Origin of the sequence: Acinetobacter lwoffii (genome assembly GCF_052078135.1) — a bacterium.
GTDB classification, from domain to species: Bacteria; Pseudomonadota; Gammaproteobacteria; order Pseudomonadales; family Moraxellaceae; genus Acinetobacter; species Acinetobacter lwoffii_Z.
In genome coordinates, this window is record NZ_JBQGUZ010000001.1 from 210,542 (window position 1) to 227,569 (window position 17,028).

The following is a 17,028-nucleotide window of genomic DNA, read 5'->3' on the forward strand; positions in this document are numbered from 1 at the left end:
TGATTAAGATGAATCTCGCAGCCTTTGAAGCCTTCGTGAAAGTCATGGAAACCGGTTCGATTTCTCTGGCCGCAGATCAGCTCTTCATTACCCAGCCTGCTGTCACCAAACGTATTCACAGTCTGGAAGAATACTTTGGGGTCAAGCTGTTTGAATCTGCCGGACGTGGTGTACAGGCCACCCACGCGGCGCACTCTCTGTTGCCTAAAGTGAAAAACTGGCTGAATGAACTCGGTGATATTCATTATACCTTGAGCCATGAACAGGGTCAGGTACAGGGCAAACTAAAAATTGGTACCAGTCATCATATTGGCCTGCATCATCTGCCGAGTCATTTGCGCCATTATGTCCAGGAATATCCGGACGTGACCCTGGATGTGCATTTTGTTGATTCCGAGCAAGCACATGAACAGGTAATTGCCGGCGATCTTGAACTGGCATTTTTAACCTTGCCGCCCCGTGGTGATGCGCGTCTGAATTACGTAACCATCTGGAATGATCCTCTGGTCTTTGTGGTGGCACCGTTTCATCCGCTGGCACAGCAAAAAAATCTGTGTCTGGAAGATTTGCTCGACTATCCAAGCCTGTTGCCATCATCACAGACCTATACCTCGCAAATCACCTTGGCCGAATTTGAGAAACAGGGCATCAAACCGAAAGTCAGTATGAGTAACAATCCGCTGGAATCGATCCGGATGCTGGTATCGATTGGCTTAGGCTGGTCGGTACTGCCAAAAACTTTGGTCAATCATGACCTGCACCAGCTGGATATTAATCTGGAAATGAACCGTCGCTTGGGTATGGTCTGGCATCCGGGTCGTACGCAGTCCAAAGCGGCACAGGCTTTGGTTCAGCTCATGCAAGGCGCCTCCCTGTCTATTTAATTTTTTTCTCAACATGCTGCATTCAAAACGGTGCAGCATTTTGTTACCTAAATACACCCCATCTGGCGATATCTTTCGAGTATTTTTAAGACAATTCCATTCTTTTGCAGTGCAGAAGAATGCTTAAAATTATTCGATGGAGCCTGACGGATGCAGCTCGATTCTCCCCTAAAACCCCACTCTCAAGATAAAACCAATACAAGCAGCCTGTGGCTTTCGGCCAAACCAATGCTGCTGCCCACGCCGGCACTTGATTTTGCCGATGAACAGACTGCCCGGCACGGCTTGCGCGAATATTTCCTGAATACCTTTGACACCTATGAACAGCTGTTTGAATGCCTCAAGCATGAAGATGCTTTTTTCATCAAACCGATTACTTTACGTCATCCGCTGATTTTTTATTTTGCGCATACCGCCACTTTTTTTGTCAATAAACTACTGCTCAGCAAGCTAATTAGCGAACGCGTAAATCCGCATTTTGAAAGTATCTTTGCAATCGGTGTGGACGAGATGAGCTGGGATGACCTGGACGAAGTACATTATGACTGGCCCAGTGTGCAGGAAGTCCGTGATTATCGGCATCAGGTACGTGCCCTGATCTTGAGCATTCTAGAACATGCTCCGCTGACTCTACCCTTAAACTGGCAAAATCCTTGGTGGACGATCATCATGGGCATCGAACATGAACGGATTCATCTGGAAACTTCTTCCGTGCTGATTCGCCAGCATGCTTTGGAGTATGTACGCCAGCATCCGCAGTGGCGCGCCAATATCATTACCGGCATGGCTCCGGATAATCACTTGCTGGATGTGCCGGAAGGCAAAGTGCATTTACAGAAAGATTTTAACCATCCATTTTATGGCTGGGACAATGAATACGGCCGGCATGAAGCCGAGGTTGCAGCTTTTGCAGCCTCCAAATATCTGGTATCGAATCAGGAATTTCTGGCCTTTGTCGAAGCTGATGGCTATCAGACCGAACACTACTGGAGTGAAGAAGGTCTAGGCTGGCTGCAATTTTCACAAGCTGCTCATCCCTGTTTCTGGCGCAAAACTGAATTGGGTTGGTCACTGCGACTGATGCTGGAAGAAGTGCCGATGCCTTGGGATTGGCCGGTAGAAGTGAATTATCATGAAGCCAAGGCCTTTTGTCAGTGGAAATCGCAACAGCTTGGAAAAACCATTCGCTTGCCGACTGAAGATGAATGGTATCGCCTGTATGCCGTTTCAGACCTGGATCCAGATTTACAAAGTCCTGAACAGGCCAATATCGAGTTGAAATACGGCACCAGCTCCTGTCCGGTGGATCATTTCAAGCAGGGTGATTTTTACGATATTCAAGGCAATGTCTGGCAGTGGACTGAAACCCCGATCTATCCATTTCAGGGTTTTCAGGTGCATCCATTTTATGATGATTTCAGTACACCGACCTTTGACGGTCGCCATAACCTGATGAAAGGTGGCTCCTGGATTTCGGCGGGCAATGAAGCTTTATATAGTTCCCGCTACGCCTTCAGACGGCATTTCTTTCAGCACGCTGGTTTTCGCTACGTCGCTTCTGATCAAGCATTGCAACATTTCCCTTCGCATTATGAAAGCGACCAGCTGGTCTCCCAATATCTGGAATTCCAGTATGGTATCGAATATTTTGGTATCGCTAATTTTGCCAAAACACTGGTCGATCTGGCACAACCCTATTTTCAGCAAACGCCGTGCCATCGTGCCTTAGATATTGGCTGTGCTACCGGCCGCGCCAGCTTTGAACTGGCACGCTCTTTTGATCAGGTAACCGGTTTGGACTTTTCGGCACGCTTTATCCAGCAAGCAGTTTATTTGGCTCAAGGCCATAGGGTACGTTATCAGCTGCCACTAGAAGGTGAATTAAGCGAAGAAAAAAGCTGTTCACTTGAAGATGTCGCTTTGGATCAGGTTGCGTCGAAAACGGAATTTTTTCAGGCCGATGCCTGCAACCTGAAAGCACATTTTAGCGGCTATGATTTTATTCTGGCAGCCAACCTGATTGACCGGCTGCATCATCCGAAAGACTTTTTATTGCAGATTCATAAACGTATCAATATAGGTGGAATTTTAATGCTGAGTTCGCCCTATACCTGGCTGGAAGAACATACGGCGCGTAGCGAATGGCTGGGCGGTTTTCAGCAGGATGGGGAAAAGATCACGACCTTGGCTGGTATAAGCAATATCTTAACCCAGCACTTTGAATTGGTGGCCGAACCCCAAGATGTGCCTTTTGTGATTCGAGAAACGGCCAGAAAGTATCAACATACCCTGTCACAAGTCACGATCTGGAAACGGATTCGCTAAAGGTAAGGTGATGGCCTAAAAAAAGCCAATCATACGATTGGCTTTTTAATCATCCTTCACTGGTTGAATTTTCATGTAAGGATTCATTGAGTTGATCTACCACAATCGCCCATTCGCCATCAGAGGCTATTTTCTCGCTTAAAAATTGACGTTGTGCCTCTGACCAATACGGCGCATCCAGTAAAGTCAGATCTTTATGCAATTGATGCTCGTGAATAAATGTTTCAATACCTTCTGCACTGGCATCCAAGCCAAGCTGTTGGAACAGATGTGTCATACGTGGTCGAACGTGAGTCATATCTCATACCTCAGAATCTACTATTGTTATCATGTCCTGTTTTTCGAGCATAGCATGTCTGATTCAGCTGGACTGTGAAAAAACATTAATATTCAAATGAGGCAAATAAAAAGCACAACCGAAGTTGTACTTAATAATCACATCAATGAGTTCGGAGTGATTAGATCGACCAGTCCTGTATTTTCCAACCCTGTTCTTGGGCTAAAGTTTCCAAGCGATCATCCGGATTGACTGCAATCGCATGATCCGCATATTCCAGCAAGAAACGGTCATTAATAGAATCTGAATAAGCCCAAGACTCGGTGACATCACGGCCTTCCAGCCATTGTTCCAGACGCACCAGCTTGCCTTGCTGATAGCATGCGGTATTGATGACTTTACCAGTATATTTCCCATCAATGACTTCAGCATTAGTGGCAATAATTTCAGTAATTCCGAATTCACGAAAAATGGGGGCAGTAATAAAGTCTGAAGTCGCGGTAATGCCCACTAAGGCATGCCCTGCTTCACGGTGGCGCTCAATGGCTTTAAAACCTTCGGGACGCATTTGTGGACGAATGACTTTTTGCATGAACAGTTGATGTAATTCAGTCAAATAATCATTGTCATGTTTGGTCAGAAACTGGAACACAAATTCATTATAGGCATAAGGATCCAGCTGGCCTTTTTTATAATCATCATAGAACTTGTCATTCATGGCGCGATGCTGAACTGGATCGACCAGGCCCTCACTGACCAAAAACTCTCCCCAAGAATGATCCGAATCCGTGTTTAACAAGGTGTGATCGAGATCAAATAGCGCCAATTTCATGAAAATACTCGTTAAAACTGAAATTTAAGAAAAAAATTGTAAATCTATCTCCGCTAGTCGATAGAAATTCGTTAAGATCATAGCAATTTTAACATTTTTAAACTTTGCTTTTTTCGAGTTGGATAACGAAATAATGCTCCCCGATGGCAAAGGCATAAATTAAACAATTTTTAGGTAGCCAAATGATCGACTCTGAAGGTTTCCGACCGAATGTCGGGATCATTTTGGCAAACGATGCTGGACAGGTTTTATGGGCAAAACGCATTGGTCATAATGCATGGCAATTTCCACAAGGCGGGATCCAATATGGAGAAACCCCCGAGCAGGCACTCTATCGTGAGCTGAGAGAAGAAGTTGGCTTATTGCCCGAACACGTCCAGATAGTCGCGCAAACCAAAGGCTGGTTGCGCTATCGTTTGCCGCATCGATACATTCGTACGGACTCTGATCCGGTCTGTATCGGTCAAAAACAAAAGTGGTTTTTACTCAAACTCACGGCCCCCGTTCAGCATATTCAGTTGAATCTGTCTGATCCGCCCGAATTTGATCAATGGCAATGGGTCAGTTACTGGTACCCACTCGGTCAAGTCGTGAATTTCAAACGTGATGTTTACCGCAAAGCCCTGGTGGAGTTGTGTCAGCAACTGCCCCAGCAAAAACCTTAAAAAATCGCATAAATAATGCAGATTTTTTACGCGGCTATTGTTATAAATAAACTTAATCACTGAAATTCTGAATAGACGGAGCAGACCTTATGTCGAATATGCAACTGGACACCTTGAGACGTATTGTTCAGGAGATCAATGCGTCCACCAGTTTGCATGAATCACTCGACATTATGGTCAAGCATGTGGCCGAGGCCATGCAGGTTGATGTCTGCTCGATCTATCTCCTCGATGAACGCAATCAGCGTTATCTGCTCATGGCGTCTAAAGGCCTGAATGCAGAATCTGTCGGCCATGTGTCTTTGCAGACCGGTGAGGGTCTGGTGGGCCTGGTTGGACAACGTGAAGAAATTGTCAATCTGGACAATGCCCCTAAACATGAGCGCTTCCTGTTTTTACCTGAAACCGGTGAGGAAATTTATAACTCCTTCCTCGGTGTGCCGGTGATGTACCGCCGTAAGGTCATGGGTGTACTGGTGGTTCAGAATAAAGAATCACAGGACTTTTCTGAAGCTGCTGAATCCTTTCTGGTGACACTCTGTGCGCAGCTTTCTGGCGTCATCGCCCATGCCCATGCCGTTGGCAATATCGATGTATTCCGTAAGCCAAGTAACCTGCCCGCCTATAAAACCTTTCAGGGAGTTTCTGGCTCCGGTGGTATTGCCTTAGGTCGTGCAGTGATTCTGTATCCACCAGCAGATCTTGCCGCAGTCCCTGATCGTGAAGCGGATGACATCAGCGAAGAACTCCAGCTATTAGATAATGCTCTGAATTCAGTCCGCGAAGAAATCCAGTCGCTAGATGACAAAATGCAGGATGCGTTGATGGCCGAGGAACGCGCACTGTTTAGCGTGTTCTTGCGTATGCTGGATGAAAATGCCCTGCCAGCAGAAATCAAGGCCTTTATTCGTGAAGGTCACTGGGCACAAGGCGCCGTGCGAATTGTCATTGACAATCATGTGGCACAATTTTCCCAGATGGAAGATGACTATTTACGTGAGCGGGTGGCGGACTTAAAAGATCTGGGCCGCCGCATTCTGGCACGTTTACAGGAAGCCGATGCCAGTCACCGTGAATTGACTGATGAAAGTATTCTGATTGGTGAGGAAATATCGACGGCGGCACTGGTTGAACTACCTGTAGATAAAATTGCCGCGATTGTCACCACTGAAGGTGCCATGAACTCGCATATGGTGATTGTGGCACGTGCTCTCGGTATTCCGACTGTGGTCGGTGTGACTGAGCTGCCGATCAACACCCTCGATGATGTAGAGATGATTGTCGATGCACATCAGGGCCGTGTCTTTATTAATCCGCCACGGCGCCTGCGCAGTCGCTATAAAGAAATTCAAAAAGAAGAAGAACAGATTGCCAAAGATTTGCGCCAGTACGAAACCAAAGATGCAATTACTCCGGACGGCGTCGCAGTAAAACTGTATGTCAATACCGGCCTGATGATTGATGTGGTGCGTGGCGTGCAGCGCGGTGCCAAAGGTGTCGGTTTATACCGTTCTGAAATTCCGTTTATGTTGCGTGACCGCTTCCCGGGCGAGGAAGAACAACGTGCGATTTATCGTCAGCAACTCAGTCATTTTGCCAATAAACCGGTGGTGATGCGAACGCTGGACATTGGGGCCGACAAAGACCTGCCGTATTTCTCGATTGAAGAAGAAAATTCGGCACTCGGCTGGCGCGGCATTCGTTTTACTCTGGATCATCCAGAAATTTTTTCTTCACAGATTCGCGCCATGCTCAAGGCCAGCATCGGACTGAATAACCTGCATATTCTACTGCCGATGGTGACCAGTGTCAGCGAAGTCGAAGAAGCCCTCTACCTGCTGGAACGTGATCATACGGCGATTCAAGAAGAAGAACAGGTCAAGGTAAATAAACCAAAACTCGGCATCATGGTGGAAGTGCCGAGTGTGCTTCATCAGATTGATGAATTTTCCGAACTGGTGGATTTCTTCTCGGTCGGCTCCAACGATCTGACCCAATATCTGTTGGCTGTGGATCGCAATAATCCACGGGTGGCCAATGTCTATTCACATTTACACCCTGCAGTACTACGTGCTCTGACCCGTCTGGTCCAGGACTGTCATCGCAATGAAAAACCGGTCAGTATCTGCGGTGAAATGGCAGGCGATCCACTGTCTGCAGTTTTGCTCATGGCCATGGGCTTTAATACCCTGTCAATGAGTTCCAGTAATATTTTGCGGGTACGTAAAACCATTTGTCATGTTCCGATGAGTGATGCACAAGAATTGCTGCAACATGTGTTAAAAATGGACAATCCGCTCATGGTAAAAAGCTGGCTAGAATATTATTTCAGAACCCATGGTTTAGGGGATATGGTGAAATCTGCATCACGTATGGTGAGTGCCTAATACGGGACTTTTTCCAGTCCCTCGACAGTGGTAGAGGTGGTTATGGAATTTCTGGTCATCCTGTTCATGATTGTTGCGGTGTTCTATGTGGTCATTCTTGCACCGGCCTTGGCTGCCCGCAAAGAAGCTCATAATTCCGGTTCATCTTATATACGCCCCGCCAGCAATCGAGCAATGAGCTATGCCGATCGGCCTAAAATGACTCCATTATTGGGCATTGAAATTTCGGCATCGCAACGGCGGCGTTTAGGCAGAGATGACCCCTCCGTCATTGCTGCCAGACTCTATCACCAACAAAAAGATCAATTTGCCAGTTTTCAGCAGGCCAGACCACAGCCTCATTCCCCTCACCACAAAGCACCAGTGCAAAGCAAACTCAATAAATTCTTTAATGACTTAATCGCGGATGAATCGACAACATCATCCCGGTATCCAAATCAATATTCGCAAACTCGTAACAACCGACCTGTCGCCCCGCTCTCTCCAGTTAAAACTAATCCTAAGCAGCCCCCACGTCGTCCCCAGCCACCTTACAGACCTTAAGCGGCCATTAAAAAAGGGCGATCTTCCATGGAATATCGCCCTTGTCTGTGCTTGTTGTAGCCACGTTTTGAATTTTTCTTTCGATCTACAAAAACCTGGCTTTTGTTGACTTCATGCATGTGTTTTGCCACAAAATTGTGGATCACTACCTGCTCGGCTGTTTTTTTCTTGGCCATCTTGCTCTCTATATAATTTGGAGGAAGGAGTGAGATAATTATAGGGCCGACTGACTAATTTTCAAGCATATTTGCCAATGCTTTTTCAAAAATAAAGCCCATTTAGCCAGGATTTTCTATATGCAAAAATGGGAGTTATAGCCAGAAAACACCCTTATTTCATTCATTATTTTTATGGGTTTCTTCAGCCCAACAAAACTCGATTAAAAAAACGTTTAAAATAAATCAGTTATAAAATTTATTTTAAACAATACTATTCACTTATTATTTTTATCCTTTGATAAAAACATATTATCGACTTAGATATTGTTATTTTCGTTTAATCCCATTCATTATTCGAGTTATTCAAAATATATAGAATTTGATATTGTCACAGAGTGGAAAACCCGTTACTTTTTAAGAGTAACCATTTAATTTTCAACATTTTAAACTTTATTAAATTTAAAAATATTTTTTGAGTGAGCTCACTCAATTATACCCTGAATTCCGTTTTGTGCTGTAACACCCTTTATTTAAAGATATTGTAAATATAGCGAAACCTGATCTGATTAGCATATATCTCAATATTTTATGAATACTAGGTAAACGACATAAGATATTCAAAACTTGGAGAGGAAAGATGAGCCAAGATTTTAAAAAATGCCCTGTCACCCACCTGACCACTGAAGCTGGTGCCCCTGTGGTCGACAACCAGAACAGTATGACGGCAGGTGCGCGTGGACCTTTACTTGCCCAGGATTTATGGCTGAATGAAAAACTGGCCAACTTTGTCCGCGAAGTGATTCCAGAGCGTCGTATGCATGCCAAAGGTTCAGGTGCTTTTGGTACCTTTACCGTGACCAATGATATTACCCAATATAGCCGCGCTAAAATTTTCTCTGAAGTCGGCAAAAAAACCGAAATGTTTGCCCGTTTCTCAACAGTGGCGGGTGAACGTGGTGCGGCCGATGCGGAACGCGATATTCGCGGTTTTGCCTTAAAATTCTATACTGAAGAAGGCAACTGGGATCTGGTCGGCAATAACACCCCGGTGTTTTTCCTGCGGGATGCGCGCAAGTTCCCTGACCTGAATAAAGCAGTCAAACGCGACCCGAAAACCAACAAGCGCAGCGCCACCAATAACTGGGATTTCTGGACACTGTTGCCTGAAGCTTTGCATCAAGTGACCATTGTCATGTCCGACCGCGGGATTCCGACCGGTTACCGTCATATGCATGGTTTTGGCAGTCACACCTTCAGTTTTATCAATGCCAAAAATGAACGCTTCTGGGTAAAATTCCATATGCGTACCCAGCAAGGCATCCAGAACCTGACCGATGCTGAAGCTGCAGACTTGATCGCCAAAGACCGTGAAAGCAGCCAGACCGACCTGTTTGATGCCATCGAACGTGGTGACTATCCAAAATGGAAAATGTACGTTCAGATCATGCCGGAACTGGAAGCCGAAACAGTGCCTTATCATCCATTTGACCTGACCAAAGTCTGGCCAAAGGGCGATTATCCACTGATTGAAGTCGGTGAATTCGAACTGAACCGCAATCCGGAAAACTATTTCCAGGATGTAGAACAGGCAGCCTTTGCACCAAGTAATCTTGTACCGGGCATCAGCTACTCACCGGACCGTATGTTACAGGCACGTTTAGTGAACTATGCCGACGCAGCGCGTTACCGTGTTGGCGTGAATCATTCACAGGTTCCAGTCAATGCTGCACGTTGTCCTGTACATTCGAACCGCCGTGATGGTCAAGGCCGCATGGATGGCAACTATGGTTCATTGCCACATTACGAGCCGAACAGTTTTAGCCAGTGGCAGGAACAACCGGAATTCAGAGAGCCTCCACTGAAAATCACCGGTGATGCCGATTTCTGGGATTTCCGTGAAGATGACAATGATTACTTCAGCCAGCCACGCGCCCTGTTCAACCTGATGAATGACCAGCAGAAACAGGCTCTGTTTAATAACACGGCCGGAGCGATGGGTGATGCGCTAGATTTCATTAAATACCGTCACATCCGCAACTGTTACGCTTGCGATCCAGCTTATGGGCAAGGCGTTGCTAAGGCCTTAGGTATGACTGTAGCAGATGCCCAAGCAGCACGTGAAAGCGATCCAGCCAAAGGTTTGCCTAGCTTTCTCTAAGCCAGTTTAGACATGTATAGAAACCACCTTCGGGTGGTTTTTTATTGCAGCATCAAGCACTATAGAAACAAGCTGGCACAAAAAGAAATACAACAATGCATCCAAATATTGAAGACATCATTCAACAACACGACATTGTTTTATTTGATGCTGTTTGCGTAATCTGCAATGGCTGGACACGGTTTCTGATTAAATACGATAAAAAGATTCAGTTTAAACTGGTTTCCGCCCAATCGCCTTTAGGTACAGCTCTGCTCGAACATTATCAGATGCCCACTGAACATTACACCACGATGCTCGTCATTCAAGATGGCACACTCTATACCGAATCGACTGCCTTGCTGAAAGTACTGCAGCATCTCGGTTTTCCTTTTAATTTAATGAGCGCAGATTATTTGGTTCCGCGTTTTATCCGCGACTTTCTGTATCGTGTGATTGCTTTAAATCGTTACAAGCTATTTGGTAAAACCGAGTATTGCCTGATTCCATCCAGCGAAAATAAACGCCATTTTCTGGAAGAAGCTGTTCGTGAATCCTAAACCTGTATTCCTACAACCACTGCGTACTATCCAGCTGACTTTGGTCATACTATGGCTCTATCAGGGACTCATTCCAAAAATTCTGTTCCAATCACCCGCTGAAATTAGCATTTGGCAAAATATGGGTTTTGAGCTGGCACTGGCCAAAGTCTTGGTTGGACTTTCCGGAGGATGTGAAATGCTATTTGGCTTATGCTTTCTGAAATGGAACCGGTCCATACTCTTGCATGGGTTGAATATTATCGGACTTGCTGGATTACTACTGCTGATTGCATTCACAGCCCCGTTGCAACTTACTGCAGCATTCAATCCTGTGGTGATGAATACCGCCATGCTGATGCTTTCTGTAGTGGCCATTCAACTCATCCAACAGGAACAGAGTAAAATATTTAAACAATAATTCGTTTGCCTTCACGTATGCAATAAAACGGATTAATCAACTTGGAAGAATGCTTGATGATCTCATGCAACTCATGTTCCGGCGCATCCCGGTCTTCATCCGTGAGCTGAAAAGTACGGTAATGAATCGCCAGTGAACATTTGGCCTGCAAGTCATGATGGGCATGAAAGGCATCTTCCGGATTCATATGGATCGCGCGCATCAGTTCACGCGGTTCATACGCTCCTATCGGGAGTAAGGCAATTCGCGGTGCACCCAGACGTTTACGAATTTCTTTAAAATGTGAGGCGTAGCCACTATCTCCGGCAAAAAAACAATGTTCCTTGCCATGTAATAAAGAAAATCCTCCCCAAAGTGCACAGTTCTGATCGCGCATGCCGCGCCCTGAGGCATGTTGAGCCGGCGTATAGACAATCCGGATCTCTTCAAAAAAGGCACTTTCCCACCAGTCCATTTCATGCACGGTATAATGTTCTGGCAAATACCAGGCATTACCCAGACCAGTATAAATAGGCATCTCAAAAGTGTTGTGCAGCCATTCCAGACTAGCCAGATCCATATGATCATAATGGTTATGGCTGAGCAGTACGGCATCAATCTGAGGTAATTCATCCAAGGCAATGCCAGCCGGAATGACCCGCTGCGGCCCTGTAGAAGCCGATGGACTGGCATATTCAGCCCAGACCGGGTCGGTCAGGAAATTATAGGGGCCGATCTGAATTAATGTGGTGGCGTGACCAATAAACCAGACTTGCCAGTCATCCAGAGCTGCATCTGGACGTTGCTGTGGCAATGCGCGCGGACGAGAAAAAAACTCGGCACGTTCCTCGTCAAGATTAACATTCCAGGTCTTGGATTTTCGGGTAATGAGCCATTTATATAAATCAAAGCGACCGCGCGATAGAGATGCATGCTCAAGATTACGAAACTGTTTTCCGTCGAAATGATCTGAATGCAGATACTCAAACACTGGCTTAGACCAGAGATGTTTCCAACTGGATTCCGTGATTAACTGGAATTTTTTAGTTTTGAGAAGATCTTGCATAAACATCCACTATTTATTATTCGCTATATGCAAGACAACAACCTCTTGAAATGGTCAAGCGGTGCATCTTTTAATGAGCATACAAACTAAAAACAGGCACACTGCAACATAGTATGAAATCCGTCACAGAAAATCATGTATGTTTTTGTTATTTTTAGCAAAAAAATGGCATTTCATCGGCCTTATGGCTGGCTGAAGTCTGGGATTATCTAGAAAAATATTGCTCTTGTCCTTCTGTCTAAAAATACAAAATGATACTCAATATTTATAAGCCTATACTGACAAAAGCATGCCTGCCGATTGATGATTTTATGATGGAATTCCCCATACATCAGTATCATCACATCAGTTGTGCGAGAAAGGCAACCTGAAGTCAAAATACTGACCTCAAATGATTTTTAGATCTTTATACACGACCTTGAGTTCGTTCCAGCCATACGGCCTTGGTTTGCGGCTTCACAAATAAAGCAATAATTTCCGGGTGCAGCTGTTTAATCTGCGCTTCGATCCGGTTGACACAGGCTTCAATTTCATCAGAAGTTAAATAATCTTTAAATTCCAGACTCAATGATGCAATGACTTGCTGAGCCCCCATCTGCTCAGTCAATACCCCATTAGCACTGAAAACTGCCGCATCCTGTTGAGCAATATTCAATACATTTTCACGCAGTTTCGGATCTGCCGTTTCACCCAGTAACAAACCTTTGGTTTCACGTGCCAGAAACCAGGCAGATACTGCCAGCACGATACCAATTAAAATCGATGCAGCACCATCCAATTCAGGAATATTCAGTTGATGCGCCAGAAAAATACCGACAAGCGCAATCACCAAGCCGACCAGGGCGGCAGTATCTTCAAATAACACGGTAAAGGTCGTTGGATCTTTACTGTGTCGAAAGGCTTCAAAATATCCCAGATTTCCCTTTTGTTTACGAAAAGTTTTTAAAGCCACTGACCATGAAAATCCTTCAAAAAGAATCGCCAGACCCAGCACAATATAATTGATTAATGGATCCTGCATGACTTCAGGCTGAAGAATATGCTGTATCCCTTGATAGATGGACACAATCGCACCCAACGCAAAAACCATCAATGCCACAATAAAGGCCCAAAAATACAGTTCACGCCCATAACCAAAAGGATGTTTGGCATTTGCCGGTTTTTCTGATTTTTTCATGCCATATAACAGTAAAATTTCATTCAAGGTATCTACTACGGAATGAATTGCCTCACTGAACATGGCAGAACTATTGGTTATATAGGACGCAACAAATTTAACCAGCGCAATCGCCAGATTGCCAAACAGGGCTGCATAGACTACGATTTTATTGGATTCAGACATCCTGAAACTGTCCTAAATAAGCTTGTGCAAGCTTGAATAATTTATGTATCAAAATCTTAATCATTTATTTTTGAAAGTTGTTTTACAAATTGTTGCTTAGTCGTGATCTCTCACGTTGTTGAATCACTTTACTCTCTACTCAAATAATAAAAGGGCTTTCGCCCTTTTGATTTTTACAGTTTTAATGCTTGGAAAAATACTGCTCGCGCCATTCTTTCCAGAAATACATGATGATCCCGAACATCACCACCGCAATACCGGCAAAAGCATGACTGCTGATAATTTCATGATTTAAGGTTGCTCCCAATACCAGAGCGATCACCGGCGTCATTACATTACTCAATGAGACGGTCGAAGCATTTAGACGACGAATCAGCCAGAAATAGCACAGCATTGCCACAATCGAGGACATGATCATGGTAAATACGAAACCGATCATTGCCTGTGTGCTAGGCAACTGAGTCGGCATGTGTTGCCAGATAAACGGCACTAAAATGAATGAACCCGCTGCAGAGACCAGCAATGACCCCGTCGCTTGCGACATCGGACTCAAGGGTGCACTAATCTGTTTAACCCAGAAGATCGAGCTGATATAAGACACCATACTGATCAGCACCACCCCCCCAGGGATTGATCTTGCTGTCTGCCGAGTCGGCAAAAACAAAACATAAACCGGCGACGGCCACTGCCATGCCGAGCCATTGCAGCCAGATCAGTTTATGGGTTTTTAAAATCATATGCCCGATCAAACCAGCGATCAGCGGTGAAAAACCAAAAATTAGTGCCATCAAACCTGAGGTCAGATAATTGGCCGCCAGATAAATAAACAGCTGCGCGCCGATTAAATTCAAACTGCCTGCCAGATAACTTTTCATTGAAGTACGGTCAAAAGGCAGCGGGTCGCGCATGATCTTCAGCAGGAACAGTGCAATAACCGAGGCACCGAAATAGCGAATGATCAGCACCCACATCGGGTGAATCTCGGCCACGCTCCAGACAATCGCCAGTGGCGTTGCTGCCCAGATCAGTACCAATAAAGCGTAAATACTTGCCGTGACCGGCAATGATGATGAAGAACTCATAAGTCTCCTAAACGAGGCCAAGAAGTTCTGGATCAGCAACTTCAAAAATAGCGTATAGCGAATTCATGCTGAGATGAAGTTTTAATTTTTGATAAATTCATCAAGTTTCGTGCATAAAAAACAGACCTATGCAAAACATAGGTCTGTCCAAAGATATCTCAATACAACTTAAGCAATTTTGCGTAAGTCTTGCGCGATATCCAAATGTTTTTCAACATCAAACGCCGTACTTTTGCTGATCATTTTTTTCAAATGACGCATTTCTTTGGCTGCATTCACGGCAATCCCGCCAACGATCTGACCATCGGTCACACCATACATCACGAATGAATTGTCTGCACCTTTGGCTGCATCCATTTCCCCACGGATATGCCATTCAGCTGCGGCCATATCGCCGACAAACTGGAAATTGATATTCAGCTGATCCGTCCAGAACCAGGCCGGATTGGCTTTCGGATGTTCCACACCCATCACGTGACGCGCAAAGATGCCTGCCTGAAGGTTGGCATTTTCCCAAGTTTCAACGCGGCGGTGATTGCCACAGTCACGTAACTGAGTCGCAACATCACCCGCTGCATAAATGTCAGCATTCGAGGTTTGGCAGTGTTCATTGACTTTGATCGCAACATCAACATCCAAACCTGCATCTACTGCAAGCTGTGCATTTGGCACGATCCCAATTCCGTAAACTACAGCATCGGCACGCAGTTCTTCACCGCCTTCCAGCGTTACCACGACTTCTTCACCGTCTAAACGGCAATCTGCAATCTTGGTTTCAAGACGCACATCAACCTGGTTTTGACGATGCTGTTCCAGCAGGAATTCACTCAGGATTTGTGGTGAACAACGGCCCATGACCATCGGACCCATTTCGATCACAGTCACCTGACAGTCTTTATAACGTGCAGATGATGCAAGCTCAAGACCAATCACGCCACCACCGATCAGGATGATACGGCGACCGGCTTGAAGCACAGGCACCAGCGCTTGTGAATCTTCCAGGTTACGCAGGGTATAAACGTGTTTGCCCAAAGCATCGAAATTAGGCAAACGGCGCGCGGCGCCACCTGTTGCAAGCAAGAGTTTGTCGTAAGCAACAACATCACCGTTCAGGAGTTCAACCGTTTTCGCTTCGGCATTGATTTTCATCACGCCATTACCGCGAATTTTTTCCACCCCTAAATCTGCCAGTTTCTGTTCTGACAGGATTTCGATCTTGGTCTCTTCAGGTTTTAGAATCACATCTTTAGACAACGGTGGACGCTCATAAGGAAGATGGCTTTCATCACCAATTAAAGTGATTTTGCCTTCATACTTGTTGCCACGAAGTTCTAAAATTGCGCTTGCACCTGCCTGGCCAGCACCCACGATCACGATGTTGTTTACGTTGCTCATTTTCTTAACCTTTTAACTCTGCAGATACGATACCGAAACCGGCAATCCATTCGCTGATGTCTTCATAGCAATGTGTGGTCATTTCATACTCACCCATTTCGCTTAAGGCAGCGAAGGCAGCCATCCAAGAACGGACTTCCTGACCACCACGACCACCATCACGGCGGATTTCAGCTTCAGTCATCGCTTCTAATGTTGCAAAATCAGCATGCTTGAAGGTTTCCAGCAGGGCAATATCCCATTCAGCATTCAAAGGCACGGCAACTGACGTATCCCCTGCTGCCAGCTTTTGACCCACTGCAATAATTTTGGATTGACGTGCATGACGTGCTTCAGGCGTTGGATAACGGCCTGCAATCAGGAACTCTTCCACTTCTGGTGGTACAGCACCCATTTGCGGTGTAGGTGGATCATGTGACAGACCACCGGTACCTAAAACAAGCACACGCTCGTTTTCAAGGTTTAAAGACTTGATGTATTGACCCACAGCACGGCCTAAAGCGATGGTACGCTTGGTAGTTGGCATCGGTGCTGCAGCGCCATTAATAAAAATTGGAATCGTTGGATAACGGTCAAGTTTACCTTCACACAGGAAGTGCAATGGCTGAGTCACGCCATGGTCGGCCTGCATACGGTATGAGTAGGCAACATCCACGCCTTCATCCAGTACACGTCGAACCAGATCTAATGCCTTGTCTTCAGGTACATCAATATGGTCATTGTCTTTACCATAATCCCAGTCACCTGCAGCTTTGGCACGAATACCGACGCAGAAACTTGGCATCAGGTCATAGAAGAAACCATTAAAATGATCTGGACCAAAAGTGATGATCAGGGTTGGGTCGTAAGCTTTTACTTCAGCAGAGAGTTTTTCAAAAGCAGCACGAACTTTTTGCTTTTTTGATTGATCTTGAGGTGAAGCAAATTCCATTAAAGGACTGTGCGATGCACAAATAAGTTTAACGGCCATGAGAGACTCCTAGAAGGAAAGCAGCC

At 45.4% G+C, this 17,028-nt stretch carries 15 protein-coding genes and 1 pseudogene; 8 read left to right on the forward strand and 8 right to left on the reverse strand.

Translation table 11 applies throughout. From position 1 onward, the window contains the following. The first annotated feature begins 8 nt into the window (after positions 1–8). Positions 9–884 carry a LysR family transcriptional regulator gene (locus ACTL4S_RS00970; RefSeq protein ID WP_005107972.1) on the forward strand — a complete coding sequence of 292 codons (876 nt, stop codon included), beginning with the start codon at positions 9–11 and terminating at the stop codon, positions 882–884. A gap of 150 nt (positions 885–1,034) precedes the next feature. Further along, the gene (ovoA, locus tag ACTL4S_RS00975; protein WP_441298566.1) at positions 1,035–3,209 is read left to right on the forward strand and encodes a 5-histidylcysteine sulfoxide synthase; all 2,175 of its coding nucleotides are present in this window, start codon (positions 1,035–1,037) and stop codon (positions 3,207–3,209) included. Positions 3,210–3,258: 49 nt separating this feature from the next. On the opposite strand, the gene ACTL4S_RS00980 is transcribed toward ovoA, so the two are convergent. Further along, a complete protein-coding gene (locus tag ACTL4S_RS00980; RefSeq protein ID WP_004278500.1) occupies positions 3,259–3,507 on the reverse strand; it encodes a DUF2789 family protein in 249 nt (82 codons plus the stop codon). Between the two features lie 160 nt (positions 3,508–3,667). Beyond that, the gene (locus ACTL4S_RS00985; protein ID WP_085064242.1) at positions 3,668–4,318 is read right to left on the reverse strand and encodes an HAD family hydrolase; all 651 of its coding nucleotides are present in this window, start codon (positions 4,316–4,318) and stop codon (positions 3,668–3,670) included. Between the two features lie 182 nt (positions 4,319–4,500). On the opposite strand from ACTL4S_RS00985, the gene ACTL4S_RS00990 reads away from it, so the two are divergent. From ACTL4S_RS00990 to ACTL4S_RS01000, 3 genes are all read left to right on the forward strand, one after another. Further along, positions 4,501–4,983 (forward strand): RNA pyrophosphohydrolase, encoded by a 483-nt coding sequence (locus tag ACTL4S_RS00990; protein WP_004278502.1) that lies wholly within the window; start codon positions 4,501–4,503, stop codon positions 4,981–4,983. A gap of 89 nt (positions 4,984–5,072) precedes the next feature. Next, positions 5,073–7,370 (forward strand): phosphoenolpyruvate--protein phosphotransferase, encoded by a 2,298-nt coding sequence (ptsP, locus tag ACTL4S_RS00995; RefSeq protein ID WP_441298567.1) that lies wholly within the window; start codon positions 5,073–5,075, stop codon positions 7,368–7,370. 42 nt (positions 7,371–7,412) lie between these two features. Then, a complete protein-coding gene (locus ACTL4S_RS01000) occupies positions 7,413–7,913 on the forward strand; it encodes a hypothetical protein (protein WP_005245903.1) in 501 nt (166 codons plus the stop codon). On the opposite strand, the gene ACTL4S_RS01005 is transcribed toward ACTL4S_RS01000, so the two are convergent. After that, on the reverse strand, positions 7,910–8,089 hold the full coding sequence (locus ACTL4S_RS01005) for a DUF7230 family protein (RefSeq protein WP_004278505.1): 180 nt from the start codon (positions 8,087–8,089) through the stop codon (positions 7,910–7,912). The genes ACTL4S_RS01000 and ACTL4S_RS01005 overlap by 4 nt on opposite strands. A 619-nt stretch (positions 8,090–8,708) precedes the next feature. Here ACTL4S_RS01005 and ACTL4S_RS01010 point away from each other — a divergent pair. From ACTL4S_RS01010 to ACTL4S_RS01020, 3 genes are all read left to right on the forward strand, one after another. Beyond that, a complete protein-coding gene (locus ACTL4S_RS01010; protein ID WP_005245901.1) occupies positions 8,709–10,229 on the forward strand; it encodes a catalase in 1,521 nt (506 codons plus the stop codon). A 95-nt stretch (positions 10,230–10,324) separates the two neighbouring features. After that, the gene (locus ACTL4S_RS01015; protein ID WP_441298568.1) at positions 10,325–10,768 is read left to right on the forward strand and encodes a thiol-disulfide oxidoreductase DCC family protein; all 444 of its coding nucleotides are present in this window, start codon (positions 10,325–10,327) and stop codon (positions 10,766–10,768) included. Beyond that, complete coding sequence (locus ACTL4S_RS01020) at positions 10,758–11,168, forward strand: DoxX-like family protein (RefSeq protein ID WP_071850443.1); 411 nt, start codon at positions 10,758–10,760, stop codon at positions 11,166–11,168. The genes ACTL4S_RS01015 and ACTL4S_RS01020 overlap by 11 nt, the downstream gene beginning before the upstream one ends. Here the strand turns inward: ACTL4S_RS01020 and ACTL4S_RS01025 are convergent. The 5 genes and pseudogenes from ACTL4S_RS01025 to ACTL4S_RS01045 all read right to left on the reverse strand — a co-directional run bounded on the left by ACTL4S_RS01025 (position 11,158) and on the right by ACTL4S_RS01045 (position 17,002). After that, positions 11,158–12,213 (reverse strand): MBL fold metallo-hydrolase, encoded by a 1,056-nt coding sequence (locus ACTL4S_RS01025; protein ID WP_004278509.1) that lies wholly within the window; start codon positions 12,211–12,213, stop codon positions 11,158–11,160. The genes ACTL4S_RS01020 and ACTL4S_RS01025 overlap by 11 nt on opposite strands. Positions 12,214–12,619: 406 nt before the next feature. Continuing rightward, the gene (locus ACTL4S_RS01030) at positions 12,620–13,555 is read right to left on the reverse strand and encodes a cation diffusion facilitator family transporter (RefSeq protein ID WP_441298569.1); all 936 of its coding nucleotides are present in this window, start codon (positions 13,553–13,555) and stop codon (positions 12,620–12,622) included. Positions 13,556–13,736: 181 nt separating this feature from the next. Continuing rightward, positions 13,737–14,637 (reverse strand): annotated as a pseudogene (locus ACTL4S_RS01035) (DMT family transporter). A 168-nt stretch (positions 14,638–14,805) separates the two neighbouring features. Further along, a complete protein-coding gene (hcaD, locus tag ACTL4S_RS01040; protein WP_441298570.1) occupies positions 14,806–16,032 on the reverse strand; it encodes a 3-phenylpropionate/cinnamic acid dioxygenase ferredoxin--NAD(+) reductase subunit in 1,227 nt (408 codons plus the stop codon). A 4-nt stretch (positions 16,033–16,036) separates the two neighbouring features. Further along, a complete protein-coding gene (locus ACTL4S_RS01045; protein WP_441298571.1) occupies positions 16,037–17,002 on the reverse strand; it encodes a 3-carboxyethylcatechol 2,3-dioxygenase in 966 nt (321 codons plus the stop codon). Positions 17,003–17,028 lie beyond the last annotated feature (26 nt).

Coding starts and splice junctions, on each gene's coding strand:
- ACTL4S_RS00970 (WP_005107972.1), top strand. CDS start 9: ATGAATCTCGCAGCCTTTGAAGCCTTCGTGAAAGTCATGGAAACCGGT.
- ovoA (WP_441298566.1), top strand. CDS start 1,035: ATGCAGCTCGATTCTCCCCTAAAACCCCACTCTCAAGATAAAACCAAT.
- ACTL4S_RS00980 (WP_004278500.1), bottom strand. CDS start 3,507: ATGACTCACGTTCGACCACGTATGACACATCTGTTCCAACAGCTTGGC.
- ACTL4S_RS00985 (WP_085064242.1), bottom strand. CDS start 4,318: ATGAAATTGGCGCTATTTGATCTCGATCACACCTTGTTAAACACGGAT.
- ACTL4S_RS00990 (WP_004278502.1), top strand. CDS start 4,501: ATGATCGACTCTGAAGGTTTCCGACCGAATGTCGGGATCATTTTGGCA.
- ptsP (WP_441298567.1), top strand. CDS start 5,073: ATGTCGAATATGCAACTGGACACCTTGAGACGTATTGTTCAGGAGATC.
- ACTL4S_RS01000 (WP_005245903.1), top strand. CDS start 7,413: ATGGAATTTCTGGTCATCCTGTTCATGATTGTTGCGGTGTTCTATGTG.
- ACTL4S_RS01005 (WP_004278505.1), bottom strand. CDS start 8,089: ATGGCCAAGAAAAAAACAGCCGAGCAGGTAGTGATCCACAATTTTGTG.
- ACTL4S_RS01010 (WP_005245901.1), top strand. CDS start 8,709: ATGAGCCAAGATTTTAAAAAATGCCCTGTCACCCACCTGACCACTGAA.
- ACTL4S_RS01015 (WP_441298568.1), top strand. CDS start 10,325: ATGCATCCAAATATTGAAGACATCATTCAACAACACGACATTGTTTTA.
- ACTL4S_RS01025 (WP_004278509.1), bottom strand. CDS start 12,213: ATGCAAGATCTTCTCAAAACTAAAAAATTCCAGTTAATCACGGAATCC.
- ACTL4S_RS01030 (WP_441298569.1), bottom strand. CDS start 13,555: ATGTCTGAATCCAATAAAATCGTAGTCTATGCAGCCCTGTTTGGCAAT.
- hcaD (WP_441298570.1), bottom strand. CDS start 16,032: ATGAGCAACGTAAACAACATCGTGATCGTGGGTGCTGGCCAGGCAGGT.
- ACTL4S_RS01045 (WP_441298571.1), bottom strand. CDS start 17,002: ATGGCCGTTAAACTTATTTGTGCATCGCACAGTCCTTTAATGGAATTT.